18 protein-coding genes are annotated in these 25741 nt (G+C 67.9%); 7 read left to right on the top strand and 11 right to left on the bottom strand.

The features are described 5' to 3' along the window. The first annotated feature begins 1023 nt into the window (after positions 1-1023). The 3 genes from HHX33_RS32590 (at position 1024) to HHX33_RS32580 (ending at position 7227) form a co-directional block, all read left to right on the top strand. A complete protein-coding gene (locus HHX33_RS32590; RefSeq protein ID WP_182877936.1) occupies positions 1024-2544 on the top strand; it encodes an endo-1,4-beta-xylanase in 1521 nt (506 codons plus the stop codon). A gap of 533 nt (positions 2545-3077) precedes the next feature. After that, the gene (locus HHX33_RS32585) at positions 3078-4493 is read left to right on the top strand and encodes an endo-1,4-beta-xylanase (RefSeq protein ID WP_220502450.1); all 1416 of its coding nucleotides are present in this window, start codon (positions 3078-3080) and stop codon (positions 4491-4493) included. A 253-nt stretch (positions 4494-4746) separates the two neighbouring features. Continuing rightward, positions 4747-7227 (top strand): SpoIIE family protein phosphatase, encoded by a 2481-nt coding sequence (locus tag HHX33_RS32580; RefSeq protein ID WP_182877934.1) that lies wholly within the window; start codon positions 4747-4749, stop codon positions 7225-7227. Positions 7228-7263: 36 nt separating this feature from the next. On the opposite strand, the gene HHX33_RS32575 is transcribed toward HHX33_RS32580, so the two are convergent. Beyond that, a complete protein-coding gene (locus HHX33_RS32575; RefSeq protein WP_182877933.1) occupies positions 7264-8643 on the bottom strand; it encodes an acyltransferase family protein in 1380 nt (459 codons plus the stop codon). Positions 8644-8777: 134 nt separating this feature from the next. On the opposite strand from HHX33_RS32575, the gene HHX33_RS32570 reads away from it, so the two are divergent. Beyond that, positions 8778-9749: a DNA-processing protein DprA gene (locus HHX33_RS32570; protein WP_182877932.1), complete on the top strand. Its 972-nt coding sequence runs from the start codon at positions 8778-8780 to the stop codon at positions 9747-9749. Positions 9750-9752: 3 nt separating this feature from the next. Then, on the top strand, positions 9753-10520 hold the full coding sequence (locus HHX33_RS32565; protein ID WP_182877931.1) for a hypothetical protein: 768 nt from the start codon (positions 9753-9755) through the stop codon (positions 10518-10520). A 55-nt stretch (positions 10521-10575) separates the two neighbouring features. Here HHX33_RS32565 and HHX33_RS32560 read toward each other — a convergent pair whose 3' ends face one another. Continuing rightward, positions 10576-13467 (bottom strand): glycosyl hydrolase family 95 catalytic domain-containing protein, encoded by a 2892-nt coding sequence (locus tag HHX33_RS32560; RefSeq protein WP_182877930.1) that lies wholly within the window; start codon positions 13465-13467, stop codon positions 10576-10578. 152 nt (positions 13468-13619) lie between these two features. Then, positions 13620-15080 carry an arabinofuranosidase catalytic domain-containing protein gene (locus HHX33_RS36825; protein WP_182877929.1) on the bottom strand — a complete coding sequence of 487 codons (1461 nt, stop codon included), beginning with the start codon at positions 15078-15080 and terminating at the stop codon, positions 13620-13622. 447 nt (positions 15081-15527) lie between these two features. On the opposite strand from HHX33_RS36825, the gene HHX33_RS32550 reads away from it, so the two are divergent. Then, entirely contained in the window at positions 15528-15938 is a 411-nt protein-coding gene (locus tag HHX33_RS32550) for a hypothetical protein (RefSeq protein ID WP_182877928.1), read from the top strand. A 200-nt stretch (positions 15939-16138) separates the two neighbouring features. Here HHX33_RS32550 and HHX33_RS32545 read toward each other — a convergent pair whose 3' ends face one another. The 6 genes from HHX33_RS32545 to HHX33_RS32520 all read right to left on the bottom strand — a co-directional run bounded on the left by HHX33_RS32545 (position 16139) and on the right by HHX33_RS32520 (position 20013). Then, positions 16139-16471 (bottom strand): hypothetical protein, encoded by a 333-nt coding sequence (locus HHX33_RS32545; RefSeq protein WP_182877927.1) that lies wholly within the window; start codon positions 16469-16471, stop codon positions 16139-16141. A gap of 284 nt (positions 16472-16755) precedes the next feature. Next, positions 16756-16962 carry a hypothetical protein gene (locus HHX33_RS32540; protein ID WP_182877926.1) on the bottom strand — a complete coding sequence of 69 codons (207 nt, stop codon included), beginning with the start codon at positions 16960-16962 and terminating at the stop codon, positions 16756-16758. A gap of 113 nt (positions 16963-17075) precedes the next feature. After that, positions 17076-17378, bottom strand: coding sequence for a hypothetical protein (locus HHX33_RS32535; RefSeq protein WP_182877925.1), 303 nt, complete (start codon positions 17376-17378; stop codon positions 17076-17078). After that, the gene (locus HHX33_RS32530) at positions 17375-17854 is read right to left on the bottom strand and encodes a hypothetical protein (protein WP_182877924.1); all 480 of its coding nucleotides are present in this window, start codon (positions 17852-17854) and stop codon (positions 17375-17377) included. Before HHX33_RS32530 ends, HHX33_RS32535 begins: the two co-directional genes overlap by 4 nt. Before the next feature lie 282 nt (positions 17855-18136). Beyond that, positions 18137-19267, bottom strand: a complete 1131-nt coding sequence (locus HHX33_RS32525) for a serine hydrolase domain-containing protein (protein WP_182877923.1) — start codon at positions 19265-19267, stop codon at positions 18137-18139. 74 nt (positions 19268-19341) lie between these two features. After that, a complete protein-coding gene (locus HHX33_RS32520) occupies positions 19342-20013 on the bottom strand; it encodes a DUF4097 family beta strand repeat-containing protein (RefSeq protein WP_182877922.1) in 672 nt (223 codons plus the stop codon). A gap of 222 nt (positions 20014-20235) precedes the next feature. On the opposite strand from HHX33_RS32520, the gene HHX33_RS32515 reads away from it, so the two are divergent. Then, complete coding sequence (locus HHX33_RS32515) at positions 20236-20970, top strand: GbsR/MarR family transcriptional regulator (RefSeq protein WP_182877921.1); 735 nt, start codon at positions 20236-20238, stop codon at positions 20968-20970. Between the two features lie 268 nt (positions 20971-21238). On the opposite strand, the gene HHX33_RS32510 is transcribed toward HHX33_RS32515, so the two are convergent. Both HHX33_RS32510 and HHX33_RS32505 read right to left on the bottom strand, forming a co-directional pair. Beyond that, on the bottom strand, positions 21239-22711 hold the full coding sequence (locus HHX33_RS32510; RefSeq protein WP_220502449.1) for an RICIN domain-containing protein: 1473 nt from the start codon (positions 22709-22711) through the stop codon (positions 21239-21241). A gap of 1293 nt (positions 22712-24004) precedes the next feature. Next, positions 24005-25315: a hypothetical protein gene (locus tag HHX33_RS32505; protein ID WP_182877920.1), complete on the bottom strand. Its 1311-nt coding sequence runs from the start codon at positions 25313-25315 to the stop codon at positions 24005-24007. Between the last annotated feature and the right edge of the window lie 426 nt (positions 25316-25741).

Here is a 25741-nt window from a genome sequence, read left to right as displayed (position 1 = left end):
CGGCGGCCAGGCGCTGCCACAGCCCGATGCGGTAGCCGCCCGGCACCTGGGTGCCCTCGGTGATCGAGTCGCCCAGCGGCATCACCCGCACCCCGCCGTTGGACTCCGCGCTCGCGGCGCCCGCCCCCAGCACCGCGCCCGACGCCGCCATGGCCACGGTCAGGAGCGGTACGGCCAGCCATCGGCCCAGCGACTTCCGCGCACGCGACCAGCGCGGACGATGGATTATTTCTGTTATCGCTAACATTTTTGTACCCAGCTTTCTCAGGGGGCGAACGCCGTGAAGTGGTGGCTCTGCGGCCGAACATGATCGGGGTGGCCGGGCCGGCCCGTCGTACGGGCCGCACCGCTGCGAGGAGTCACGGGCCGGCCGATCCGGCTCCTCCCGCTCTGTACGGGCGACCTCCCATCGAAAGCGACGGCGAGGGGAGGCCGCGGAGGGAGGTGGTGTGTCCATCCGGGGTCTCGCGTCGCTCGGGCCGCGTGGTGCGCTTTCAAGACGAGATGCTGTTAACGTTAACAACTACCTGGGGGCCAGGCTCCCTTCTCCCTTCGGTCGCGCTAAGTGGTGGTGGGGCGGAGCAAAGCCGAGGTGGCGAGGCGGAGTCAAGGACCCGCAACCTCGCGTAAGGGGCGTGCGACGACCGGGCACGGGCCCAGCAGGTCTTATGTCGTACGTCTCACCGGTGCGCAGGGGATGTGTGATGAAACTTTCAGGCATTCCGGCCGGGCCGGAGGCGACGGCCCGCCGAGACGTTTCGGGAGACCGGGGCGGATGCCGGCGGGGTGCGACACTCCCGGGCGAGGGCCGGCCGTTCCGAAAGTTTCACTAAAGTCTTGACATGTTTCGGCGTGGTTTCCACACTGAGTCCCCGAGGCGATCTCCTGCCTGATGGTGGTGCACAGGCGGGAGGCCGTCCGCGACGCCCCCGGTGGTGTGCGCTCCCGATCGATGGAGCGCGGCGTCGATTCGCGACTCTACTCGCCTCTTTCCCTTCCCGTTCCAGTTATGGAGGCTCAGGCATGGGCGAACGCCCCAATTCCCGGCCTGGAACCCGGCAGTCCTTCACAGGACTGCGCCGGGCTCTGGCCGTCGGTGCTCTCGGTGTGCTCGGCGCGGTCACGGCGTTCGCGGCGGCTTCGGCCCCCGCCGACGCGGCGGCCAGCACGCTGGGCGCGGCGGCGGCGCAGAGCGGCCGTTACTTCGGCACCGCGATCGCCTCGGGCAAGCTCGGCGACTCGCAGTACACGACCATCGCGAACCGTGAGTTCAACATGGTGACGGCCGAGAACGAGATGAAGATCGACGCGACCGAGCCGAACCGCGGTCAGTTCAACTTCTCCGCCGGTGACCGGGTTTACAACTGGGCCGTGCAGAACGGCAAGCGGGTCCGTGGTCACACGCTGGCCTGGTACTCCCAGCAGCCGGGCTGGATGCAGTCGCTGTCGGGCAGCTCGCTGCGGCAGGCGATGATCGACCACATCAACGGGGTCATGGCCCACTACAAGGGCAAGATCGCCTACTGGGACGTCGTCAACGAGGCGTTCGCCGACGGCAACTCCGGTGGCCGGCGCGACTCCAACCTGCAGCGGACGGGCAACGACTGGATCGAGGTGGCCTTCCGCACCGCGCGGAACGCCGACCCGGCCGCCAAGCTCTGCTACAACGACTACAACATCGACAACTGGTCCTGGGCCAAGACGCAGGGCGTCTACAACATGGTCAAGGACTTCAAGCAGCGCGGCGTGCCGATCGACTGCGTCGGCCTCCAGTCGCACTTCAACAGCAACAGCCCGTACAACAGCAACTACCGCACGACGATCTCCAGCTTCGCCGCCCTCGGCGTCGACGTGGCGATCACCGAGCTGGACATCCAGGGCGGCTCGGCGCAGACCTACGCGAGCGTGGTCAACGACTGTCTCGCGGTGTCGCGGTGCGTCGGCATCACCGTGTGGGGCGTCCGTGACAGCGACTCCTGGCTCGGCGCGAACACCAGCCCGCTGCTGTTCGACGGCAACGGCAACAAGAAGGCCGCCTACACCTCGGTCCTCAACGCCCTCAACGCCGCCCCCACCGTCTCGCCCACGCCGCCGGTGAGCCCCAGCGCGAGTCCTTCGGGGAGCCCCAGCGCGACTCCGACGGTGAGCCCGACCAGTGGCGGCAACGGGGCGATCCGGGGCGTGGCCTCCGGTCGCTGCATCGACGTGCCCAACGCCAGCCAGAACGACGGCACGCAGGTGCAGCTGTACGACTGCAACGGCCAGAGCAACCAGACCTGGTCGTCCACGTCCTCCGGCGAGATCCGGGTCTACGGCGGCAAGTGCCTGGACGCGGCCGGCACGGGCAACGGCGCCGCCATCCAGATCTACTCCTGCTGGGGCGGGGACAACCAGAAGTGGCGGGTGAACTCCGACGGCAGCATCCAGGGCGTCCAGTCCAACCTGTGCCTCGACGCCGTCGGAGCCGGCACCGGCAACGGCACCAAGCTCCAGCTCTACAGCTGCCACGGCGGCAACAACCAGAAGTGGACCTGGAACAGCTAGGCGAGTCCATCCGCTGACTCTCCTCCTCTCCTGGTGGTGAAAGAAGGCCTCCGGCACGGCGCACGCCGCCGCACCGGAGGCCTTCGCTTGTTGTGGGCGGAGTGATCGGGAAGACCTCGCCGAGGCCGCCGGAGCGCACGGCTCGCGCTGGGCGATGATGTAAATTTCAGCCATTACCGCCCTTCTGGCGGGCTGGCCGGCTCGAAAATTTCCAGGGCCCTGGGCAGGCCATATACGGGGGTAAGACGCCAGCCTGACGACGGCCCGCCTCCGAAAGTTTCACCCCAGTCTTGACATGTTTCGGCGTGGTTTCCACACTGAGGTCCCGAGGCGGCCCTCCTGTCCGGTGGTGGTGCGCAGGCAGGGGGCCGCCGTTTCGCGACGCCTGACGGGTGTGCGTTCCCAGTGATGGGGCCCGCGTCCATCCCGCGCGGCATGTCGCCGCAGTACTCCCTTCCCGTTTCAGTTATGGAGGCTCAGGCATGGGCGTACGCGCCAATTCCCGGCCTGGAACCCGGCAGCCCCTCACGGGGATGCGGCGGGCTCTGGCCGTCGGTGCTCTCGGTGTGCTCGGCGCGGTCACGGCGTTCGCGGCGGCTTCGGCCCCCGCCGACGCGGCGGCCAGCACGCTGGGCGCGGCGGCGGCGCAGAGCGGCCGTTACTTCGGCACCGCGATCGCCTCGGGCAAGCTCGGCGACTCGCAGTACACGACCATCGCGAACCGTGAGTTCAACATGGTGACCGCCGAGAACGAGATGAAGATCGACGCGACCGAGCCGAACCGCGGTCAGTTCAACTTCTCCGCCGGCGACCGGGTCTACAACTGGGCCGTGCAGAACGGCAAGCGCGTGCGCGGGCACACGCTGGCCTGGCACCAGCAGCAGCCGGGCTGGATGCAGTCGCTGGAGGGCAGCTCGCTGCGGCAGGCGATGATCGACCACATCAACGGGGTCATGTCCCACTACAAGGGCAAGATCGCCTACTGGGACGTCGTCAACGAGGCCTTCGACGACAGCAACGGCGGGCGGCGCAACTCCAACCTGCAGCGGACCGGAAACGACTGGATCGAGGTGGCCTTCCGCACCGCGCGGAACGCCGACCCGGCCGCCAAGCTCTGCTACAACGACTACAACATCGACAACTGGTCCTGGGCCAAGACGCAGGGCGTCTACAACATGGTCAAGGACTTCAAGCAGCGCGGCGTGCCGATCGACTGCGTGGGCCTGCAGTCGCACTTCAACAGCCAGAGCGCCTACAACAGCAACTACCGCACCACGATCTCCAGCTTCGCCGCCCTCGGCGTCGACGTGGCGATCACCGAGCTGGACATCCAGGGCGGCTCGGCGCAGACCTACGCCAACGTGACCAACGACTGCCTGGCCGTGTCGCGGTGCGTCGGCATCACCGTGTGGGGCGTCCGTGACAGCGACTCCTGGCTCGGCGCGAACACCAGCCCGCTGCTGTTCGACACCAGCGGCAACAAGAAGGCCGCCTACACCTCGGTCCTCAACGCCCTCAACGCCGCCCCGCCCGTCTCGCCCTCCCCGCCGGTGAGCCCCAGCACGAGTCCTTCGGAGAGCCCCAGCCAGTCGCCGTCGCAGTCGCCGTCCCAGTCGCCGTCCCAGTCGCCGTCGCAGTCGCCGTCGACGGAGCCGGGCGGATGCAGCGCGACGATGCGTACGGTGAACTCCTGGCCCGGCGGGTTCCAGTCCGAGGTGACCGTGCAGGCGGGCAGCGCGCCGGTCAACGGCTGGACCGTGAAGTGGACCTGGCCCGGCGGGCAGAGCATCAGCAGCCTGTGGAACGGCCAGCAGAGCGTGTCCGGCTCCAGCGTGACGGTCCGCAACGCGCCCTACAACGGCTCCATCGCCTCGGGTGCCTCCACCACCCTGGGCTTCACCGCCAACGGCAGCGCGGCCACCCCCTCCGTCACCTGCTCCAGCCCGTGACCGCCTGACATAAGAACCGAACAACCGGACCGAGCGGGTCCGGCCGGAGCACCTCGCCCGGCCGGACCCGCTCGTTCGTCTGCCCGGGGACGGCGCCGCTCCCTTCCGGGAGCGAAGGGGTCACAGTCGTAAGATGACGAAGTAGACGAGATTGCCGCTGTTCAGAAGGCATGCCATGGGGGTAAGCGGTTCGCGTCGCACGCGACGGGCTGAGGGGAAAGGCGGACTGACCCGGCGCACGATCATGGTGAGCGTGCTGCTCCTGGGCCTCATCAGCGGCGCCTTCGCGTTCCTCCTGCCGGCGATCGTGGGTCTTCGTGAGGCGGTGGATCTGACGAACCACTCCAGGCATGTGCTGACGAGCGCGAACCACCTCCAGAGGCTCGTCATCGACCTCGAGACCGGCCAGCGGGGGTTCGTCATCGCCGGGGAGGAGAGCTTCCTGCAACCATGGAGACAGGCCCGTGCCGCCATCCCCGAGCAGGCGGCCACCTTGGAGCGCCTCGCGACCGCGGGCACCCCCAAGCAGGGAGAGCGGGCGCGCCTGATCAGGCAATCCATAGACGCCTATATCCGTGACTATTCGATCCCGACCGTGGAGGCCGCGCGGCGGGATCCGGCATCCGTGCACACCGTGGCGGTGACGCAGGACGGAAAGCGCCGCGTCGACGCGATCAGGGGACAGTTCCAGCAGTTCGTGAATTTCGAGGATCAACTTCTCGCGTTGCGACAGGCACGCGCCGCCGAAGCCGCCGTCCGGGCCACCGCGGTGGCGTCGATCGGTGTGGTGGGATCGATCCTGCTCATCCTCGCCTTCGACACCTACCTGATCCGGTCGATCGTCCGGCCGGTGCGAAAAGCGGCCGCCGTCGCCTCCCGGCTCGCCGACGGAGACCTCACGGCGCGCATGCCCGAAACCGGTGCGGGCGAGATCGGTGAGCTCGAAGTCGCGTTCAACAGCATGGGGCACTCGCTGGAGGAGAGTCGCAAGCTGACGGAGAAGGCGCACAGACGCCTCAAACTGCTGTACGACGCCAGCACGGCGGTGGGCACCACCCTCGATGTGCGGCGGACGGCGGAGGAACTGGTGGAGGTGGCGGTCCCCGAGTTCGCCGACTTCGTCACGGTCGACCTGGTGTTGGCCGTCGTACAAGGCGATGACCACCACCCGGACGAGGGCGAGACGCTGTGCCGGGTGGCGATCGGAGGCATCGGGAACACCGGGTCGTTCCACCCGCCCGGCGTGCCGATCACGTGGGCCCCGCCCACGCCTCAGGCCCGCAGTTTCGACTGTGACCTCCCCGTGATCGAGCCCGATCTGCGGGCCTCCACCGCGTGGCGGTCCCAGAACCCGGAAGAGGCCGCCCGGATCCTGGACCAGGGCATCCATTCCCTGATCACGACTCCGCTGCGTGGCCGGGGGATGCGGATGGGCGTGGTCAGCTTCTGGCGCTCGCGTCCGCCCGGCCTCTTCGACGAGGAGGACCTGTCCTACGCGGCGGAGCTGGCCGCCAAGGCCGGCGTCGTCATCGACAACGCCCGCCGTTACACCCACGAACGCAACACCGCGCTCACCCTGCAACGCAGTCTGCTGCCCCAGCGGCTGCCCGTGCAGCCGGCGGTGGAGATCGCCTCCCGTTATCTGCCGGCGGGCGCGCAGACCGGGGTCGGCGGCGACTGGTTCGACGTGATCCCGCTGTCCGGCTGCCGGGTCGCCCTCGTCGTCGGAGACGTCGTCGGCCACGGCATCCACGCCGCCGCGACCATGGGCCGGCTGCGCACCGCCGTACGCACCCTGGCCGACGTCGACCTGCCGCCCGACGAGCTCCTCACGCACCTGGACGACCTGGTCATCCACCTCACCGGCGAGGAACAGCCCGGTACGGCGGAAGGCGACCCGGCCGCGTTCGCCGAGCTGGGAGCCACGTGCCTGTACGCCGTCTACGACCCCGTCTCGCGCTGTTGCACCATCGCCACCGCCGGTCACCCACTGCCCGTCCTGGTCGCTCCCGACGGCGCCACGGAACTGGTGAGCGGGCCGGTCGGCCCTCCTCTCGGCGTCGGCGGCCTGCCCTTCGAAACCACCGAGCTGGGCCTGACCGCGGGCACCGTCATCGCCCTGTTCACCGACGGCCTGATCGAGTCCCGCGACCGGGACATCGACCAGGGCCTCGCCGAACTGCGCCGTACCCTGGCGCTGCCGACCGCATCGCTTGAGGACACCTGCGACACCGTGACCGGCGCCCTGCTCGGCGGCCGCGCGGCCGACGACGCGGCCCTTCTCCTGGCACGCACCGCGGCCCTCTCCCCGGACCAGATCGTGACGTGGGACGTCCCCGCCGACCCGGCCGTGGTCACGCACACCCGGAAGCTCGCCATCGACCAGCTCCTCGTATGGGGACTGGCCGAGATGGAGTTCGTCACCGGGCTCGTGGTGAGCGAGCTGGTCACCAACGCGATGCGCCACGGGACCGGCCCGATTCAGCTGCGGCTGATCCGCGACCGCACGCTGATCTGCGAGGTCTCGGACGGCAGCAACACCGCACCGCATCTGCGCCGGGCCCGCGTCTTCGACGAGGGAGGCCGTGGACTGCTGCTGGTCGCACAGCTCACGCAGAGCTGGGGCACGAGACAGTCGGCTTGTGGCAAGACCATCTGGTGTGAACAGGCCCTGCCTTCCCCCGTGCCGAGCGCGGACGGGACACATGGCGACCAGGTTTCCAGGGCGGCATGAGACGCCACGCCATCGTGCCGGCTGCCGGATTCGGCGTCACCGGTGGCGCGGTCCGGCCTCCGTGGCAGGAGGGGTCGAGCGCAGCAGGCGCAGGACCGCCGCGCAGGCGAGGTAGGTGACCAGCGCGACCGCCGGCATTCCTGATCCGGTCGGAGCGGTGCTGGGCCACAGGCTGTTGGCGAGCAGGGCGAAGGAGACTCCCGTGAATCCCGCGATGGCCAGCCACGGCCGGAAGACCCGGCAGGACGCCATGCGGGCCAGGACGGCCGGCGTCGGGAGCGAGATACGGCGGAGCCGCAGGACACCGCGCACCTCGACCGGGCCGAAGATCGCGACGAGTGGCGTGAGAGCGGCGCCGAACAGGACCAGCAACGGGATCCGCCAGGCCAGCCACGCGGCAGATCCGGCCTGCGGAGTCGGCAGCACGCCCGCGACGTGCAGCGCGGCGACGAGCAGGATCGCGGCGGAGATGTGCCAGAGGAAGATCGTCATGATCACCGAGTTGACCGCGACCACGGCCGTCCACCTGCGGCCGCGCCGCAACCATCGCTCGCCCCGATCCCGCAGCAGCAGCGCCGCCCCGAGCTGGGCGGTGGCGACCGCGAGCAGGGCCAGGCTGGGCGGGGACATGTTGTGCAGCCGCTCGCCGGGCACATTGATCATGCTGATCGGGTAGGGACCGGCGAGGGTGAGCAGGAGCAGCGCGCCGGTCCCGCCGAGCAGCAGCGACACCGCGACGCGAGGGCGGGCCGGCAGCCCGTCCCGCCAGGCGAAACCCATCTGGTGGACGGCCAGCCAGCCGAACAGGAAGTTGCCGCCGCCCCAGAAGTCGTGGCCGAGGAGACGGGCCACATCACCGGCTGCCACGAGCCCCACCAGCACCGGCGGGACGGCGAGTCCGTACCGGCGATGGAGGGCGTACATCGGCGGGGTCAGCACGACCACCACCAGGTAGGCCACGAGGAACCACAACGGGATCGAGGCCAGCCAGACCACCGTACGAACCCGGGCAGGGTCGGCGTCGAACAGGCCCGCCGCCAGCGCGCCGCCTCCCAGCACCAGCACCAGGGCCGTGGTCGGCGGGATCAGCCGGCCGCTCCGCCTGATCAGCCACTCGGTGGCGTTCCCTCCGCGGCGTCGCTCCGCGGCCAGAGAGACGGCGTTGGCGTACCCGCCGACGAGGAAGAACACGGGCATCACCTGGACCACCCAGGTGATCGGCTGCGCCCACGGCAGCTCCGGCAGCGCCGACCGGCCGGTCAGCTCGCCGTGCTCGTCGTAGCCGACCACCGTCGCCAGCCAGTGTCCGAGGACCACCGCGACGATCGACACGGCTCGCAGCAGGTCGACGAACCGCTCCCGCGACGGCGGCGTCCGCTCCGCGAGCCGCCGCACCTCCCGCGACGCGGCGCCCATGTTCTGCATGTTCCCCGGCAGACGTCCTGCTGAGGGCTGCTCTGGAACAAGACCGCCTCCACGTTCGGAGGATGAGCACTACCGGTTCGGTAGAAATCGAGCGATGGATCAGATTCTGTCGTCAGGCTCGGGTCATGACCGGTCTGGACGCTCGCGACCGACCGGCGTACGTTCAAGCCGAATATACGTTCGATAGGGTGGTGGCGATGTCCGAGGTCGAAGAACAGGCCGCGGTCCTCGTGTTGACCAAGGCCACCGTCCGGCCATGGCATCACACGGCTCGCCTGATCCAGGCTGCCGGCAGCGCCCTGCGGCTTCTGGACGGTGACTTCACCGGCCTGGACCAGGAGGACCGGGCATACGCCACCGAGCTCGTCTCCCGGTGCCGGCCCGGAGCCCTCGTGCAGGCCGAAGAGCTCATAGAAGCCACTCGAGCCGACGGGGTACATCTGGTCACCGTCCTGGATGAGGAATATCCAGGCAATCTGGACTTCGTTCATAACTTCCAGCCCTTCCTCTGGTTCCGCGGCAGTTTGATCGAGGAGGACGACCGATCCATAGCGGTCGTCGGCGAGTGCCATCCCGACGGGCCGGAGATCGGGCAGGTCCGGCAGGACGTAGAAGCTTTGACAGAGGCGGGCTTCACGGTCGTAGCGGGCCTGGATCCGGCCGTCCACTCCGCCGCCCTCGCGACGGGTGGCCGCACGATCGCCACTCTGACTCACGGCATCGCTATGCCGGTCGCCCCTGAGGAGAACGCGACTCTGGCCAAGGAGGTAGCTCAGAGCGGCGCGCTGGTCTCGCCGTTCTGGCCCTCGGCCCCGACCACGCATACGACTGTGACCCTGTCCCGCGTCGTGACCAGCGGCTTGGCCGCCGCCGTCTACTTGGTGAACGGGGGGGACGGTAGCGGCTCCGCCCAGCAGGCGCGGGGTGCCCTCGCTCAGGGGAAGCATTTGTTCGTGCCTCACCAACTCCACGCGCAACACCAGTGGGTACAGCGCATGGCCTACCGGGGAGGAGTCACTGTCGTACGGGATATTGACGACCTGTTGTCTCAGGTGGTGATTCTGTTAGACGTGACCCGACACCTGAAGATGTTCTGACCGATGAGTGATTCCGCCCGCGAAGTGACCGAGCGGTACATCAATCTTTATCGGAACGTTCCGGCGGCACGTCCCGGTGTCTGCCATATCTGCCACTCGGGGCCCAATGACTCCTCCTATGCCGTCTGCGATGGCTGCCGGGACACGATGAAGAACGTTCGCCGTCCGACCAGGCATGTCGTCCCCGTCTCTTTGTGCGTCAAAAGGGATGACCAGCTGTACGACATCGTGTCCCGTTCCGGCATCCAGTCCCAGCGTCGACTCGGCCCGGACAGGACGGCATTCCTGGCGGCCACGATCTCCCGGTTCTACAGCGCCCACGCCCTGTGCCTGAAACGCGTGGCGGGTGGAGACTTCACGATGGTGACGACGGTCCCAAGCACGCGATCGGGTGAGCCGCTCCCCGCCTTTCATCCCATGCCCAAAGCCATAAGGATGATCGCTGCGCTCAAAGACCTCTACAGGCCTGTCCTCTGGCCCGGCGTAGGCGCCGCAGTGGTCGGCCCCCGGGAGTCGAACGAAGACGCCTTCGAGGTGATGGGGCGCATCGACGGCAAGGTCGTCCTGCTCGTGGACGACATCTTCGTCACCGGCGCCCATGTCCAGAGCGCGGCCTCCGCCCTCCACCGTGCCGGCGCGGCTTCCGTGACCGTGCTCGTGGTCGCCCGGCTCATCAACCCCAAGCACAACCGCGCCAACAACACCATCTGGACTCAGGCCTGCGCGGAACCGTTCAGCTTCGACCGCTGCTGTCTTTGCAGCACCCCGTGATTCGACCTCGTCATCACCTCCCTCGCCCGCCGTGGCCGGGCCGCATCAGATGGTCTCAGGCCGGGATCAACTGCCATTCCTGGTTGGCACCGCTGTTGGCGGCCCATTGGATGACTCGGGCGCCGTCGGCTGTGGAGCCGGCTTCGGCATCCGCGCACAGTCCGGTGCCGGCGTTGACGAGCCGGTAGTAGCCGCTCGTGGCGGCGGGGACGAGTTTCCACCGCTGGTTCGCGCCGTTGGTGTCGGTCGTCTGGACGAGCGCGGTGCCCTGGTTGGCGTTCGGGCTGGTGAGAGCCTTGCCGCTGCCGAGACTGATCAGCCGGAACGAGCCGTCGGAGTTCTGCGTCATCCGCCACTGCTGGTTGGTCCCGCCGGTCCAGGGCCACTGGACGATGGCGGCGCCGTCGGCGGTGGAGCCGCCGTAGACGTCCAGCACCTTGCCGCTGTTGCGGTTGACCAGGCGGACGACGCCCGCGGACGGGCCGCCGGCGCTCAGTTCGACGGTGATCTGGGTCGTCGTACCCGCGGTGAGTGACACCTGCCGGGCGTGGCTGCCCAACGGCGAGGCGGTGACGCTCGCACCGGTGGTCAAGGAGACGATCCCGCGCCGGCAGATGAGCGTTATGGTCTGGGTGATGTCGGAGACGACGGCGGCGGTGACGGTCCGGGCGCTGATGTCCCAGGTGAGCGACTCGATCCGGATGCGGTTGCGGCCGCGTACGCCGGTGATCGTGCCCTTGGCGAACTGGTCGGGCAGCGCGGGCAGCAACTCCAGGACGCCGGGCCTGGTGTAGATCAACGCCTCGGCGAGAATCGCGGGCAGCGAATTGGCGGCGTCGGCGTTGTAGATCGACAGGTTCGGGTTGTGCGAGGTCATCAACGACCGGAAGATCATGTTGTTGCCCAGGATCTTCCGCAGGCTGCCGTACACGCCGGCGCCGTCCTTGAGCCGGGCTCGGGCGAGGCCGCGGTGGATGGCACCGTGGGCCTCCCCTCCCTCGTCCCCCCGAAGATCCAGGGCACGGCTCGCATAGCGGATCAGGTCGGGCTTGTCCTCGGGGTTGATCTCGTGCAGCGGCCAGACCGGGTACATGTGCTGTACGTGACGGTGGTTGTACCGGTCGGTCAGACTGGGCCACGACCATTCCGCGAGCGCCCTGTCTCCGTTGATCCGGTAGTCGGGCATCTTGGCCAGCAAGGCGGTCCAGCGTTGCACGCCTTGCCCCGGGCCCTGCTCGGTGCCGAGGAAGTCGGCGGCGTCGATGGCGGCCTGCAGCGCATGCCTGCCTGCTGCGATCTCGCCGGTCGCATTGATCGACAGTTGCCTGCCCGTGTTGCCCGGGCTGTTCTCCATGGAGAAGCACGGTACGAAGACGACCCTGCCGTTGGCGTCGGTGCGGGTGAGGAAGTCCTCGTAGAACAGTGCGAGCTCGATCAGGACCGGGGCGAGCCTGGTGCGGTAGAAGGTGGCGTCACCGGTGACCTGGTAGTACTCGAGCAGCGGATAGAGCAGCCAGTCGGCGCCGCCGATCCAGGTGTGGCCGGGGAACCCGCTGTCGAAGTGCAGCATCTTGCCGTACTCACCGTCGGTCCGGGAGGGAGCGAGCAGGCCGCGAGCGCCGTAGAGATTTCTCGCGTTGGTGCGCCAGTCGTCGATCTGGCCGAGGATCAGGGTGAAGTAGCCGTCCATGGCTTCGGTGAGGGACAGGATGTTTCCCCCTGCGACCTGGAAGTTGACGTTGGCGTCGGTGGTGAAGTCCCCGGCCCACGCCGCGTCCCAGGCGCCCGTCCACAGGCCGGTCAGCCGTGGTGGCAGGACGCCGCTGGAACTGAGGAACAGATAACGGCCGGAGTCGTACATCCGCTCCAGCAACGCGAGGTCGATGACGTTGCGGTTGGAGTTCTGCCGGCCGATCAGCTCACTGGTCGGCAGTTGCCGATCGGCGGCGCTGACGTTCAGGTCGAGGCGTGAACGGTCGTACAGCGGGGTGTGCAGGGCGGTGTGCCGCGCGAGCAGCGCCGTGTAGTCGGCGGTCAGCGCGGCCAGCGCCGTGTGCAGGGGTTTCGCGTCCCACGCGGTGGACGACTCGTAGCGGTCGAGTTTGGTCAGCAGCACGAGCTTGGTCGCCGCGGCCACGACGATGGTCGACCCGCTCACCCGTACCGAGCCGCCGGTCGCGACCACTCGGGTGACGCCCTCATAGCCGAACGCCCCCTGCCCGGCCGGGTATGTGCCCCGCAGGTTCAGGTAGCCCTCACCGTTTCCGGCCGTGGCGAGCGTGGTGAAGCCGACGGACCCCGGTACGCCGCTCAGGGCCGTGTTGACGCTCAGCGTGGTGTCGATCGTCCGGCCCGGCGCGGGAGTGAGTTCGTGGACGATCACCCGGTCGGCTCGGGAGGCGAAAGCCCGGCGCGTCCACGCACCGTAGCTGTCGGTCCACGTCGAGGTGACCTCACCGGTCCTGAAATCGGTGACCCGGGCGTAGTTGCCGGCCGTCGTCATCCCCGGGGTGCTGATTCGCAGCTCGTAGCCCGGATGGAAGGTCTGGGTCCAGCGCAGCGACCATCCGGAGGTGAAGTCGCCGGTGGCACCGTTGAAGTCGCCGGCGAGCGCCTTGTCCCTGACCCCCGCCAACCGGCCCGACAGAACCGGCGGAGTCAGGTTACGGGTGCCGTTGGGCAGCACGAACCGATGATGCGTGAAGACCACCTTCTCCAGAGTGGGCGCGCCGTAGAGCATCGCCCCGTACTCCCCGTTGCCGGTAAGGAAGGCATCGGTCCAACTCGCGGCCGCGGCCGTGTCGTAGATGCCGCGTTGCGGCAGCGTCACCTGCGGCGGCACGGCGGCAGCCGCTCGGTCGGAGAAGATCGCCGAAGGAAGCGCGGCGGCGCCGACGGTCGCCGCCGTGGTGGCGATGAAGCGTCGACGGTTCAGCGGCATGTTCATCGAAGCTCCTGGTGGCGATTTGGGGTGATGACCGCGGCCGAGCTCCGCCTGTGCGGGCAGAGGACCGGTCTGGGGGAGACGTGGCCCCACCCAGGTGTCCGGACCTCTGCCCGTGGCTTCACCCGATCGCCCTCATGCGCCGAAGGCCGGAATCAGCTGCGCAGGGTCCACTTCTGGTTGTTTCCGCCGTTGCAGGCCCAGAGGATGAGTTTCGTGCCGTTGGCGGTGCCGGCCGCGTTGGCGTCCAGGCACAGCCCGGACTGCACGCCGGTGATCGTGCCGTTGGAGTTGACGTTCCACTGCTGGTTGGCCTGGCCGTTGCAGTCCCAGATGATCACCTGGGTGCCGTTGGCGGTGCCCTGCCCGTAGGCGTCGAGACACTTGTTGCCGTACACCTGCAACTGCTTGCCCGAGGTGTAGGTGAACCGCTGGTTGGTGCCGCTCCCGCAGTCCCACAACTGCACCTGGGTGCCGTTGGCGGTGCTGGAGTTCGGCACCTCGACGCACCGGCCGGACTGGCCGCCCACGATCTGGACGCCCTGCTGCGGGTTGCCGCCGCCCGCCGGCGCGTAGCCCGCGGCGGCGATGCTCGCCTGTACGGCGTCCTCGGTGGCGGCGCTCGGATAACCGGAGGTCAACACGCCCTCGAAGAAGGTGCCGCGGCCGGAGACGCTGTTGTCGCCGCCGATGCCGAGCAGGATGGCGCCTTCCTTCTTCATCGGGTTGTAGCCGTTGGGGCGCCGTCCGTCGAAGTAGTTCGTCAGGCCGCCCGACTGCGCGTTCCCGCCCCGGATGGCCCAGTGATTCGGCTCGCCCTTGACCATGGCCGTGACGAAACGGTGGTTGATCGACGCGAGGTTGTTGTAGCCCGCGTTCACCCCGGAGAACAGTCCCCATTCCAGGTCGGCCATGATCCAGGGACCGGCTCCGGCCCCGTAACCCCACTGCTTGTTGGCGCCGAAGTAGACGGTCTCCATGATGGCGGGGGAGTCGGCCTGGCCGTCCGTCTGGGCGTTGCCGTAGTCGAAGCAACACCACTGGTTGTAGTGCGTGCCGTCGACGACGGCATAGATGCCCTCGGGCTGGTCGCCGGTCGCCACACCGTTGGTGTTGTTGTTGCGGTAGCCGGTGCCGGGCTCCACGCGGACGCCGTAGGCCTTCTGGCCGCCGATGGTGATCGGCGCCGCCTTCGCGTCGGCGAGGTTGTCGTATCCGCCCGCCGCCGGACCCTTCCAGTAGCCGGGCGGCGCCTGGGTGAGGCGGTTGTTGCGGCCGGACTGGTCGTAGAGGATGGTGATCACACAGTTCGTGCCGGCGCAGAACGAGTCCTGCGTGGCGGCGTTGACGACTCCGCCCGCGCTCAGCACGCCGATGTCGCGAGTGGTGTTGTCCGAGGCGCGCCTGACTTGGTAGAGCGGGCCGTTGTAGGCCGCGTACAGGGCACGCGTGGTGCTGTGCGCCGCCACACACGGCGTGCCACCCGCCGCGTAGATGTCACACGGACCCTGCGTCGCGGCCTGCGACGGCGTGGAGACGCCGGTCAGGCAGGCGGTGGCGATCAACGCGCTCGCCCCGGCCGCGAGCACCCTTCTCAGGCTCCCGAAAAGCATCATGCCTTCTTCTTTCATCAGGAATCATGACCGGACGGCACCGATGCGGCAGGCCTAGCCAGGCGCGTGTTAGCGCTAACATTGAGGAGCGTCCGAATCGATTCGACGGTTAACGGGGTAGTGCGGAGTCAAATCAAGGAAGGTCCCGGCGTCAAGCACGTGGATCGCCTCTCTCGGACGCCCGGGTGCCATCGGCGCGCCGCCTGGGCTCTTACCCCGACAAGTTCGCACCGTTGCGATGAGATGTCGTGAAACTTTCATCCCCCGCGTCCGCCGTGTGGCACGCCCTCACCCGCCTCATCCGACCGGCCGTCCCGCTCACGTGGACAACCAGGTGGCCCGAGATTGGACGAGATCAACTGCCGCATAGAAATGGGACTATTTGTCCGGCGAGCCGTCTGCGCGGACGCCTTCGCCGCGTTCCCGAGAGCTGAAAGTGGATCCCCCCGCATGCCTCTGTCTGTAAGGGTCGCCCGGAACCTGATCTGGCTCCAGGCGACACTCGCCCTGCTCGGCATCGTCCTGCTCATCCTGGAGCTGGTTCTCGATTCCGACGACGTCCTGGAGAACCTGCTCTACGCCCCCTTCTACCTTCCGCCGATCCTCGCCGGCTGGTTGGCGAACCAGTGGCGCACCCGTCGCCCACGGATCCGTCACGCCACCATCGCGGTCCAGGTCGCCATCCCCCTGCTCGACTTCGTCCACTTCTTGGTCGAAGGCACTTTCGAGTGGGTTCTGACCGCGCCCTGGTCCGCGCTCATCGTGACGCTGCTCCTGCTTCCTCCGGCGAGAACCTGGTTCACCCCGACGCTGCGAACCCCCGGAACCCCGTCGCAGCCGGCACCGCCCGTCGCCACCTGACAGCCCTCGATCCGCTGGCGGCTCCGCTCGCCGTCGACGGCTTGGGGTTGTGAGTCCTGCCGCTGAAGCACCGGAGAACGAAATGACGGCCGCCGGCCGTCTGCTTGGGGCACCTGCGCCATCGAGGGGGGACGCCTGGCGTGGTCACGAAGGCGCCTTCCGACCCATGACGGGCGGGAGGCGCCTTCTGTGTGCCCGGCTCACCAGTTGCAGTAGCCGTCATCCACTCGCGCTACATACCGGCTGTCGGCGGTCACCCAGCCGGCAGCTGCGAACGGCGAGACGATTTGTGCGCTGTACCGCCCGTTGGCCACGCCGAAGCTCTTGAATAGCGAGCCGTTGGACAGGCTGTGTGGGGGATTGGTTGCGGTCCCCGTGGAGGAAGCGAACCACCTCACATCCTGCGCCGTGACCACCCTGCAGTTCCAATCAGCGGCATTGGCCGATGAGGTGGCGGTTAACAGCCCGCCTGCCAGCGTTGTTCCCAGCAGTAACAGCCCGGCTTTCCGGCTGGCTGATGCGGACATTCGCATGGTGACCCCTCTCTTCGCGCGTGCGTTGTCTGGGGACGTGCCGCCATTCTGCCGGGCGTCGCCTCAGCGCGAATGGCGTGGGCGTCGTACCCTGACGGAGTCCGGGCATCACGAACGTGTCCACATGTGGACAGACAACGTATGAATCACGCCTTGAACCGCCAGCGAGGACGCTGGCGTCTGGACCATCCAATCCGGCGTCTTTCCCGAGAACACGGCCAGCCTGGCCCTGCACCGGGCGGCCGGCTTCCGCGTCCTCGGCACCGCGAACGCGTCGGCCGCCATCACCGCGTCTGGCGCGACGTCCTCTTGATCGAACGCCGCAGCCCCGCCATCTGACGCCACCGGTGCGGGACCGGCGCCGGCCAGTGTCCGAGGACCACCGCGACGATCGACACGGCTCGCAGCAGGTCGACGAACCGCTCCCGCGACGGCGGCGTCGGCTCCGCGAGCCGCCGGACCTCTCGCGACTCGGCGCCCACGGCCTGCATGTTCCCCGGCAGACGCGGAGGTAGGAGTTCCTTCTCGAAGCGCGCGCCGGCGACCACCGCGTTTGACCGTCGGTGACGGCGATTCGAATCGCCGTCACCGGGTCGCCGGGATGCTACGTGGCCGGTTGGAGGACGGTGACCACATGGCTGGTGTTCGCCGGCTCGATGACCGAGTTCCCAACCAGCCTGACGGTGTACTCGTGTTCGCCGGCCGTGGTCGGCGTGTCGGTGAAGCCGAACGACCCGTCGGCGGCGGGAGCCACCTTCGGCAGGGCTTTCGAGGTGACGGTGCCATCCGGGCTGACGACCTTGCGTGAGACGACGATCGTCGTCCGCGGGAAGGAGACGCCGTCGGCGCCGAAGGTTCCGCTGAATTCGAGTCGCTCGCCGACGGCGCCCGTCGCCGGTCCGGTCACGGTGAGCACCGGCTTGGGGTGGGTGCCGTCGCCGACAGGACGAGGCCGACGACGCCTCCCTCTCCCGCTTCGCCGCACCCGTATCCGATCCACAGCCGGTTGTGGGACTGCGTCAGAGTCGACGGGCACGGGTACGCACTGAGGTCGATACGCCGGGTGATGGTGACCGTAGCGGTGTCGATCTCGATCACTTCGTTCGAATCGCGCAGCGCCGCGTACACCTTCCTGGCGCCGTCCGATACGGGCAGCGCGACGGCGCCGGGCAGGCCGCTGATCGTGTCGACGGGCCGGCCGTCGTAGGAGGCGACCACGATCCGGTCGTCGGCGGCGACGAAGACCTTGCCGCCGCCGGCCGCCACGTCTCCGCCTCTCCCCGCGACGACGCCGAGGTCGGCGACGACCCCGGTGTCCGCGGCCGCGGCGGCGGGCGACTGAGCGGCGAGCAGGCCCGCCATCACGAGCAGGGATCCGGCCAAGGCGACTAATCGGCGGGACAGGGGAGCACGGCCAGAGGTCGACGGGCGCACATGCACTCCGTTCTGATGAGAAGGGGAAAAGCGAGCACTCTGACGTGCCTGGAGGACCCGCTTCCGCTGACGATCTTCATCAATCGAACGTATATTCGCATAGTGTGGCATCCTCGTCCAGGGCGCCTTCGGTACGGCGAGTGAGCGACGGGAAGAGATCGCCACCCTTGCCGACGAGATCGGCGAGACATGGCCAGAGCCGTCATCGGGGTCCCACGGCTCGCCATTCCCTTACTGAGCCGGCTCGGCCGAGCTGGCCGGCCCGGCCTGTCCGCCGCCGAAAACCTCTTCGACGAGCCTTTGCGTCGCCTTCTGGAACGCCTCACCGAGGGACAGTGCGGCGTCGTCGACATAGTTGAGCGCGGCGGTCAGGGTCTTGCTGCCGTCAGGCGTGCTGTACATCAGCGCGGCGTGACCCGCGGCTCCGCCGTTGTGGGTGATGACGGTGCCGCTGTTTTCGCCCGCGTCCTGCACGAACACCCCCAGGCCGTAGCCGACCTTGGGCTCCGGCGTGCACATCTCGGCCAGCAGAGGGGCCGGCAGGAGCTTGCCGCCCACCAGCGCGGAGATGAACGTGTGCAGGTCCCGCGTGGTGGAGATCATGTCACCGCCGCTGGAGATCCAGGAGGGGTTGTGGCGGGTGACGTCGACCGTATGGGTCTGGCCGTCCTCCTCGTAGCGGTAGTAGGCGTGGGCGTGCGGCTCGGGGATGTCGGTCTCGGTGGCCGGCTGAACGGTGCCGGTCAGGCCGAGCGGGCCCAGGATGAGGCGCTGCATCTCCTCGGCGACCGGGCGGCCGGTGACCTTCTCGATCAGCAGCCGGGCCAGCACGTAGTTGGTGTTGGAGTAGCTCCAGTCGGTGCCGGGCTCGAACCGTGACGGCTTGGACAGTGCCAGCCGGACCAGCTCCTCGGGCCGGTAGGTGGTGAAGCGGTTGTCGATCCACTCCTTGCCGGAGGGGGTGGCGGGGATCCCCGGCACGAACGTGCCGTCCTCGAAGTACTCGCCGGTGAAGTTGAACACCCCACTGGTGTGCTGCAGCAGCATCCGCACCGTGATCCGCCGGTCCAGCCCGAACTCCGGCAGGTAGTCGGCAACCGGGCTGTCCAGCTCGACCTTGCCCTCGGCCACCAGTTGCAGCACCACGGTCGCCGTGAACGTCTTGGTGTTGCTGCCGATCCGGACATGTCCGTCGACCGGCGGCTTGGTGTTCTCGCCCAGCTTGGCCACCCCTGCGCTGCCGGCCCACTCGCCACGCTCATCGTGCACGCGCATCGTCACCCCGGTGAAGCCGTCATCGATCATCTCCTCGATGACCTTCTGCAGCTCCGGGCGGTCCTGGTCGGTGAGGGTGAGGGACATGGTGGCGTGCTCCTTGAGAACTGTTACGGGATTTCGATTGAACGGACAGGATCGTCGCGCCTGAGAGGTGCCCCTCACAGGCTGCGGGCGGTGATGTCGCCGTAGGCGGTGGTCGCGTGGATGGTCAGGGCGGCGTCGGCGCCGTCGGTGTTCCTGAGCGCGTTGTGGATCCGGCCGTAGGTGGTGCCGGCGTCCAGGGCGGCGGAGACTCCGCGGGCGGCGCCGACGGAGATCTCACCGGCCTCGGTGCGCAGCGTGACGGTGCCGCTCACGGCCTCGGTGATGTGGAGGTCGCCCTTCAGGGTGCTGATCTCCGCGGGGCCGCCCAGGCGGCCGACCGAGACGTCGCCGGACTGAAGGGTGAGGCGAGCGCTCGCGGCCTCATCGAGCTTGACCGAGCCCTGCGCGCTCTCGACGACGACATCGCCGAGCCTGCCGACTCCCCGGAAGTCGGCGAGGGCCGCCTTCGCTTCGATGCGGGAGCCGGCGGGCAGCTGGACGGTCACCTCGACGGATCCGGAAGGGCCGAGGATCTGGTTCTTCGCCTCCGGGGCCTTGATCCGCAGGACGCCGTCGCCGTACACGACCTCGGTCTGCTCCGCCGCCGTCACATCGCGGCTCTTGGAGGCGTTCGCGGGGAGGACCTCGACCGCGGTGTCGGCCCGGTCGGCGGCGATGAACCGGATGCGGCCGGCGGGGACGTCGAGGACGGCGGTCACCGGGATGGGGGTGTCGAACTTCTGCATCGTGCTCTCCTGCGGCTTGTTCTTTCCGATGACGGAAACACTACGTTGCATTTCGAGATTCGGCAATCATCCCGTTGTGTAAGACGGTCATAATCCCAGGTGAACGGTGGTATTTTGTTGCAATGGTTGTGAATCTAATGCAACAACACTCACTCCGCTCGTTGCAATGAACCGAGAGTGAACGCTATTCTGGAGGCACCGCAGACAACGAAGGAGACCGCGATGCCGGGAGGCCGACTCACCCAGCAGGAACGCCAGCAGATCGCGCTGGGACTGGCCGACGGCCTCGCCTACGCGGAGATCGCCAGAGGCCTCGACCGTCCGACCTCGACGATCACACGTGAGGTGATGCGCAACGGAGGCCCCACCGCCTACCGCGCCGACCTCGCCCACCGCGCCACCGAACACCGCGCCCACCGCCGCAGGCGCGCCGCTCCCCGGGACCCCAGCACGCCCCCGCAGGCCCACGGGCGCGATGCCGAGGCCGTGCGCGAGTACGAGGAGACGTTCGCCACCGTCTTCATGCAGTCGGGCCTGCCCAAGATGACGGCCCGGGTGCTGGCCGGCCTTTACACCGCCGACACCGGAAGTCTCACCGCATCCGAACTCGCCGGGCGCCTCCAGGTCAGCCCGGCGTCCGTCTCCAAAGCGATCACGTTCCTCGAAAGCCAGGGGCTCATCCGCCGGGAACGCGACGAACGCCGCCGCGAACGCTACGTGGTCGACGACGACGTCATGTACCAATCCACGATGGCCAGCGCCCGCGCCACCGCGCACCTCGGCGAGGTCGCCCGGCAGGGCGTCGGCATCCTCGGCCCCGGCACCCCGGCCGCCGGCCGCCTGGAGAACATCGCCCGCTTCATCGACTTCGTCTCCGAGAGCATCGCCCGCGCCGCGGACCAGGCGCGCGAGATCCTCCACACGAAACCCGGAACGACCTCGGACGGCGTCACCTGAGCCGTCTTCGGACCGTGGGCAGGCGGCCTCGGCGACCACCGCCGGGACATCGGCGGCCGAGATGGTCAAGGTGCTGAAGGAGGCGGATCCCGCCGACCGGAACGACCTCCACATGCGGATGGGCCTGCACCTCGCCTACGCCCCCCGGGAGAAGGTCGCAGTCGAGGCCAGGCCCGACATGTATGGGATCCCCGGCGCCGAGCGCGCAGCACGCGCTCGGCACCGGGGAGGACTGGACCGCGGATCCGCGGTCACGTCGAGACGACCGTCAGACGGCCGTGCGCGACCACTGCTGGTTGGTGCCGCCGTTGCACGAGTACTGCTTGAGGATCACGCCGTCCGCGGTGGACGCGGCCGGTACGTCCACACATTTGCCGCTGTGTCGTGCCCGGAGCTGGAAGTAGCCACCGTTGGCGACCATCTGGAACTGCTGGTTGTTGCCGGTGCCGCAGGTGTACTGGATGAGCTCGGCCCCGTCGGCGGTCGAGGCGCTGGTCACGTCGAGGCACTTTCCGCTGTGGCGGCTGATGACGCGCCAGTAGCCGCCGCCGGCGTCCTGGAAGCGCCACTGCTGCCACGCGTTGCCGTTGTAGGTGTACTGGTCGACGCGCGCGCTGTTGTTGGTGCTGGCCTGCTGGACGTCCATGGCCTTGCCGCTGTGGCGCGCGTCGATCCGGTAGAACGTGTCCGGCTGCGGCGAAGACGAGGGCGAAGGCGAAGGGCTGGAGTCGCCGACGGTGTCGCCCCAGCCGTAGCGGACCCGGTTGGCGCCGTAGCCGTTGCGGGTGGACAGGTTGAGGGTGGTGCCGCTGCCGCCGAGAGCGAACATCGAGTAGTGGTCGTAGCCGAGGCCTGCGGTTATCTTGCCGCCGACGGCGGGCCAGTAGGTGCCGCCCATCTGGTTGTCCCGCATGACCTGCGTCACGGCGCGGAGGTAACGCACGAAGTTGTCGGTGCTGTTCGGGTCGCCGTAGTTCAGGCCGGTGGCCATCGGCGCGCCGTACTCCGTCACGACCGCGCGGGAGGCGCAGTTGCCCAGAAGCGACTGCATGTGGCTTCGGAAACCGTCGTAGGTCATCGCGCTGTAGAAGAAGGCGTAGTAGTGGAAGGAAAGCAGCGTCGAGTTGAAGCGGCTGTCGTTGCAGATGTCCCGCAGGTCCTGGCTGAAGCCGGTGCCGCCGATGAGCACCCGGCCGGGCACCGCCGAGGGGTGGGAGCTGAGCCAGTTCGCCGCGACGTTGCGCCACTCCGACGACGAATAGCCGTGCGGCTCGTTCATCGGCTCGAAGTAGACGTTGCCGTTCGAGCCGTAAGTACTGATCACGCTGGACCACATCGCGTTCCATGCGGCGAGGTTCGTGATCCTGCCGCCGGAGGCGGCACCGTCCTCCCAGTAGGCCAGGATGACCTTGAATCCGCGTTCGGCGGCGGCGTCGATGGCGCCGCGGTAGGCGTTCCACCAGGTCGTGTTGGCCACGGTGTGCGTGTTGATGGGCAGCCGGACGGTGTTGACCCCCATGAGGTATTCCATGCTGTCGTAGAGCGAGTTGGCCTTGGCCCGTACCGTCGCGTTGCTGTCGGACTGGCTCAGGCCCTGCACGACCAGCGGGCCGGTGCTGAAGTTGTCACCCAGCACGGCCCAGTTCATGCCGCGGAACTGGCTCGTGGCGGCATTGGCCGACGGCGCGGAGACGAGGGCCGCCGCTGCGGTGAGCGTGGTCACCACAAGGGCGATCAGCAACCGGCGCAATGGCCGGATGCGCCGCGATGGTCCTGATGAGTAACCACCAGACGCCATGCTCAGTGCCATGAATTATCCCATCACTAGATCTGGATTGCTGGGTCGGCTTTCGCTTGCGCACGTCGTGTTGCCGGCGGATCCGCGTGTCGGCGTGCAGGCCGGTCAACCCATGCCGCGAACCGCGGCGGCATGCCGCAGCGCGTGCTGCCGATGTGACTGCTCACGTCGAGGAGACCGGCGAGGGTCTTGTGCGGGCGGTGGTACGGCACGCCCCGGCGGCGACGGCCGCACCGGCGGCCTGCGGCAGCCGTCGCCGGTTCAGCTGGGGGGACTGCATCAGAGCTCCAACGAATGTCAGCGCTGATAGTTGTGCGGCAGGGCTACCTTGTTCGATGGGGACTGGGTTCGTATCACCGGACGCCGAACGCGCATTCTTTACCCGCGGTGGAAGTGAGGATTACATCGGTGTTACGAGAGTGTGAGCGATAACATCAGTCCGGTCAATACCCGGAACCGGGCGCTCGGCCTTGGCGGCTTGGCACGAAAAGGCCTGGCCCGTCGATGCTGGCGAGGGTGTGACGAAGGGGGAAGCGAGTGCGCGCGAAGGGTGCGCACCGCTGACCAGCGGAAGCCTCGCAGCGCTCCGCGCCCGTACGTGCTTCGCGATCTGTTGTGCCGCGGGGTCCGCACGCGCCGGACGGAGGCTTCCTGGGACAACAGCCGGTCGCACTACCGTTGAAAGTTTCCAGCCGAACACGCGGTGGCCAAAAAGATCGGACGTCCGCGCACGGCCTACGTTCCCGAGGACTCAAGGCAGAAGGACAGCTACGCACTGTCCACCGCAAGAGAGAGCACCGAGGAGATCATAAAGTGATCTCCACCGGCCCTCCCTCCGCCGTCCATCTTCCGGGCGCAGGTCCAGCTCTTGCTGACCGGCAACCAGCCGCTGACGCGCCACCGCCTTGAGCATCTCCAGCTCGGCGTGGTCCTCCGCGACCCCAGAGTCGTACGCAGACTCGTCGCGCACTTCTAGCTAGTCACTCGTGTGACCCGTAGGCGGTCCGTTGGGCCCCACGAGGTGATCCCCCGGTCCGCTATGGCCTGTGATGGCCGGTGCCGCTCCACCTGGCCACCGGCACGGCGGGGACCGCTTCTCCACATCGAGAGCCTTGACCGGTTCGGCGGACTGGTGGATGGCGCACGTACCAATGCAGGACTGGCCGCCTGAAACGCAGCGATCCTGTTCAGCCTTCCTGGTGCTATGGGCGCGGTCGGGTTCCGCACGGCGTCCGGTCAGGCAGCGACAGCAGGGAACACTACGAGCGATCCGTCGCTGCTTCGTTCGATCTCAATCGCAACGTCGGCCTGGTGGATTCCCATGTTGAGGCCATCACCCAAGGCGCGAAGGCGATATACGGCTTTGAGTAGGTCGTCGACCTCGCCCTGCGTGAACATGATGCTCAGGAAACCGCCTTCACGCTTCAGTTCGAGAGTCGACAGTCGAAGAAGGACTGAGTTGATGCCTGACTCCAACTCGTCGACGCGACGCTCGCCGTCGTGCAACGTCCCGACAAAGCTCTTGAACGGATTGTTCGTGTCCACAAGCTGAGCGTGTTCAACTGCCTGAAGCACGAGCATTCGGCGTTTGAGAGCGATGGCGAGTCGTGCGAGCTCCAGGTGTGCGCGGAATGCTCCGCCTTCCTTGTCGACACCAGGGAATGATTTCGTCAACGCACCGAGCTCGACAGGGCCGTCGGGTAGCTTGGCTAGCGCATCTTGCCACCTGATGAGCCGACGCTTGGCTCGTTCGATCGCCGTGCTGATCGCATACGACGAAGTGTCCAGCCCTAACGAGAGGCCGATTCTGCCCTGGTCGAGGAGGATTGACGTCGCTTTATCGATCGCATCCCGGCAACCGTCCAACTCGCTGCGTTCGTCCTCGAGGTTGTCCTCGTGTAACTGCTCCAGGAGGTCGGTGATCCGCTCGATCGCTGCCTGGCGTTGGTGATCAGCGTAGGCGCTGACGCCGACCGCGACGGCCATCAGTACGAGTGGCGCGGCCACGGTCAACGCTCCGGCGCTGGCCGCGGCCACACCGGCTGTGCCGGCTGATCCGGTCGCAGCACCTGCGACAGCGGCCTTGCCGGCAACGGGAACAAAACTCGCGTGGTTTGTGATGCGGCCGGCGGAGTTGACCAGCGCGCTGTGAACACCTCCGGCAGACGCCTTCATGGGCTGGACGAGTCCCTTACCGACCTGTGCGGCAACCTTTGCCGGTACCACCATCCGGTAGAGCACGTCACCGGTAGCGGCGACGTTCAGCGTCGGAGGCGCCGACTTCGCTGTCTGAGCCACGAGGTGCGACAACTGCTGAGCGAGCGGGCTGGCTGCATGGAGCGGAATCCCACCGTTTCGATCGCGCTTGGTCGACATCGGATGCGCTTCCAACGTGGCGATGGGGGAATCCGCAAGTGTTGCCAGGACTGTTCGCAGTTCGGCGAGTCGGGCCGGTGTCATGCCCTCATCGCCCAGCACATTCGGCACGCTCAAGGCCTCTGTGGCGAGTGTCCATACTGGCAGGGGTGCCTCATTACCATTGGTCACGCCTTGTCCCCTCTCCAAACCGAGACACACCATAGCCCTTCAGCTGTAGACGTGGATGGCTCAGCGCTTGGCCGAGCGCCGGGAACATCTCCGCTCGCCAGGGATTTTTATCTGGTCGTCCTTTTCATTCACTGTTGCGCTGTGTCGAGCCGCGCTGCGCATCTCCACACCCGCTTTTGCGCGCCGCCTGCTGTTTCAGATCGCCGCACGGCCCGTCCCGTGTCCGGCATGATCACGTCAGGAGAGCCAAGGTAGTGCGGGCGTCATTCTCGACGGCGCGGTACGCAGTACCTCACCAAGCTCGCCGGACGTCAGAAAAGTTGAGCCCGATCTCGGGTGAGACAGTGGTGCCCTCCAGCCCGATGTCCGCCAGGGTGACCTGGCGACCGAGCTTGCGGCTGAGTGCTTCAGCGATCAGAGCAGCGG

Source organism: Microbispora sp. H10670 (assembly GCF_014161385.1).
In the GTDB taxonomy this organism is placed as follows: domain Bacteria; phylum Actinomycetota; class Actinomycetes; order Streptosporangiales; family Streptosporangiaceae; genus Microbispora; species Microbispora triticiradicis.
Note: the sequence above shows the minus strand (reverse complement) of the source record. Positions and strands in the feature narration are given on the sequence as shown.

Coding starts and splice junctions, on each gene's coding strand:
- HHX33_RS32590 (WP_182877936.1), top strand. CDS start 1,024: ATGGGCGAACGCCCCAATTCCCGGCCTGGAACCCGGCAGTCCTTCACA.
- HHX33_RS32585 (WP_220502450.1), top strand. CDS start 3,078: ATGCGGCGGGCTCTGGCCGTCGGTGCTCTCGGTGTGCTCGGCGCGGTC.
- HHX33_RS32575 (WP_182877933.1), bottom strand. CDS start 8,643: ATGGGCGCCGCGTCGCGGGAGGTGCGGCGGCTCGCGGAGCGGACGCCG.
- HHX33_RS32570 (WP_182877932.1), top strand. CDS start 8,778: ATGACCGGTCTGGACGCTCGCGACCGACCGGCGTACGTTCAAGCCGAA.
- HHX33_RS32565 (WP_182877931.1), top strand. CDS start 9,753: ATGAGTGATTCCGCCCGCGAAGTGACCGAGCGGTACATCAATCTTTAT.
- HHX33_RS32560 (WP_182877930.1), bottom strand. CDS start 13,467: ATGAACATGCCGCTGAACCGTCGACGCTTCATCGCCACCACGGCGGCG.
- HHX33_RS36825 (WP_182877929.1), bottom strand. CDS start 15,080: ATGATGCTTTTCGGGAGCCTGAGAAGGGTGCTCGCGGCCGGGGCGAGC.
- HHX33_RS32550 (WP_182877928.1), top strand. CDS start 15,528: ATGCCTCTGTCTGTAAGGGTCGCCCGGAACCTGATCTGGCTCCAGGCG.
- HHX33_RS32545 (WP_182877927.1), bottom strand. CDS start 16,471: ATGCGAATGTCCGCATCAGCCAGCCGGAAAGCCGGGCTGTTACTGCTG.
- HHX33_RS32540 (WP_182877926.1), bottom strand. CDS start 16,962: ATGCAGGCCGTGGGCGCCGAGTCGCGAGAGGTCCGGCGGCTCGCGGAG.
- HHX33_RS32525 (WP_182877923.1), bottom strand. CDS start 19,267: ATGTCCCTCACCCTCACCGACCAGGACCGCCCGGAGCTGCAGAAGGTC.
- HHX33_RS32520 (WP_182877922.1), bottom strand. CDS start 20,013: ATGCAGAAGTTCGACACCCCCATCCCGGTGACCGCCGTCCTCGACGTC.
- HHX33_RS32515 (WP_182877921.1), top strand. CDS start 20,236: ATGCCGGGAGGCCGACTCACCCAGCAGGAACGCCAGCAGATCGCGCTG.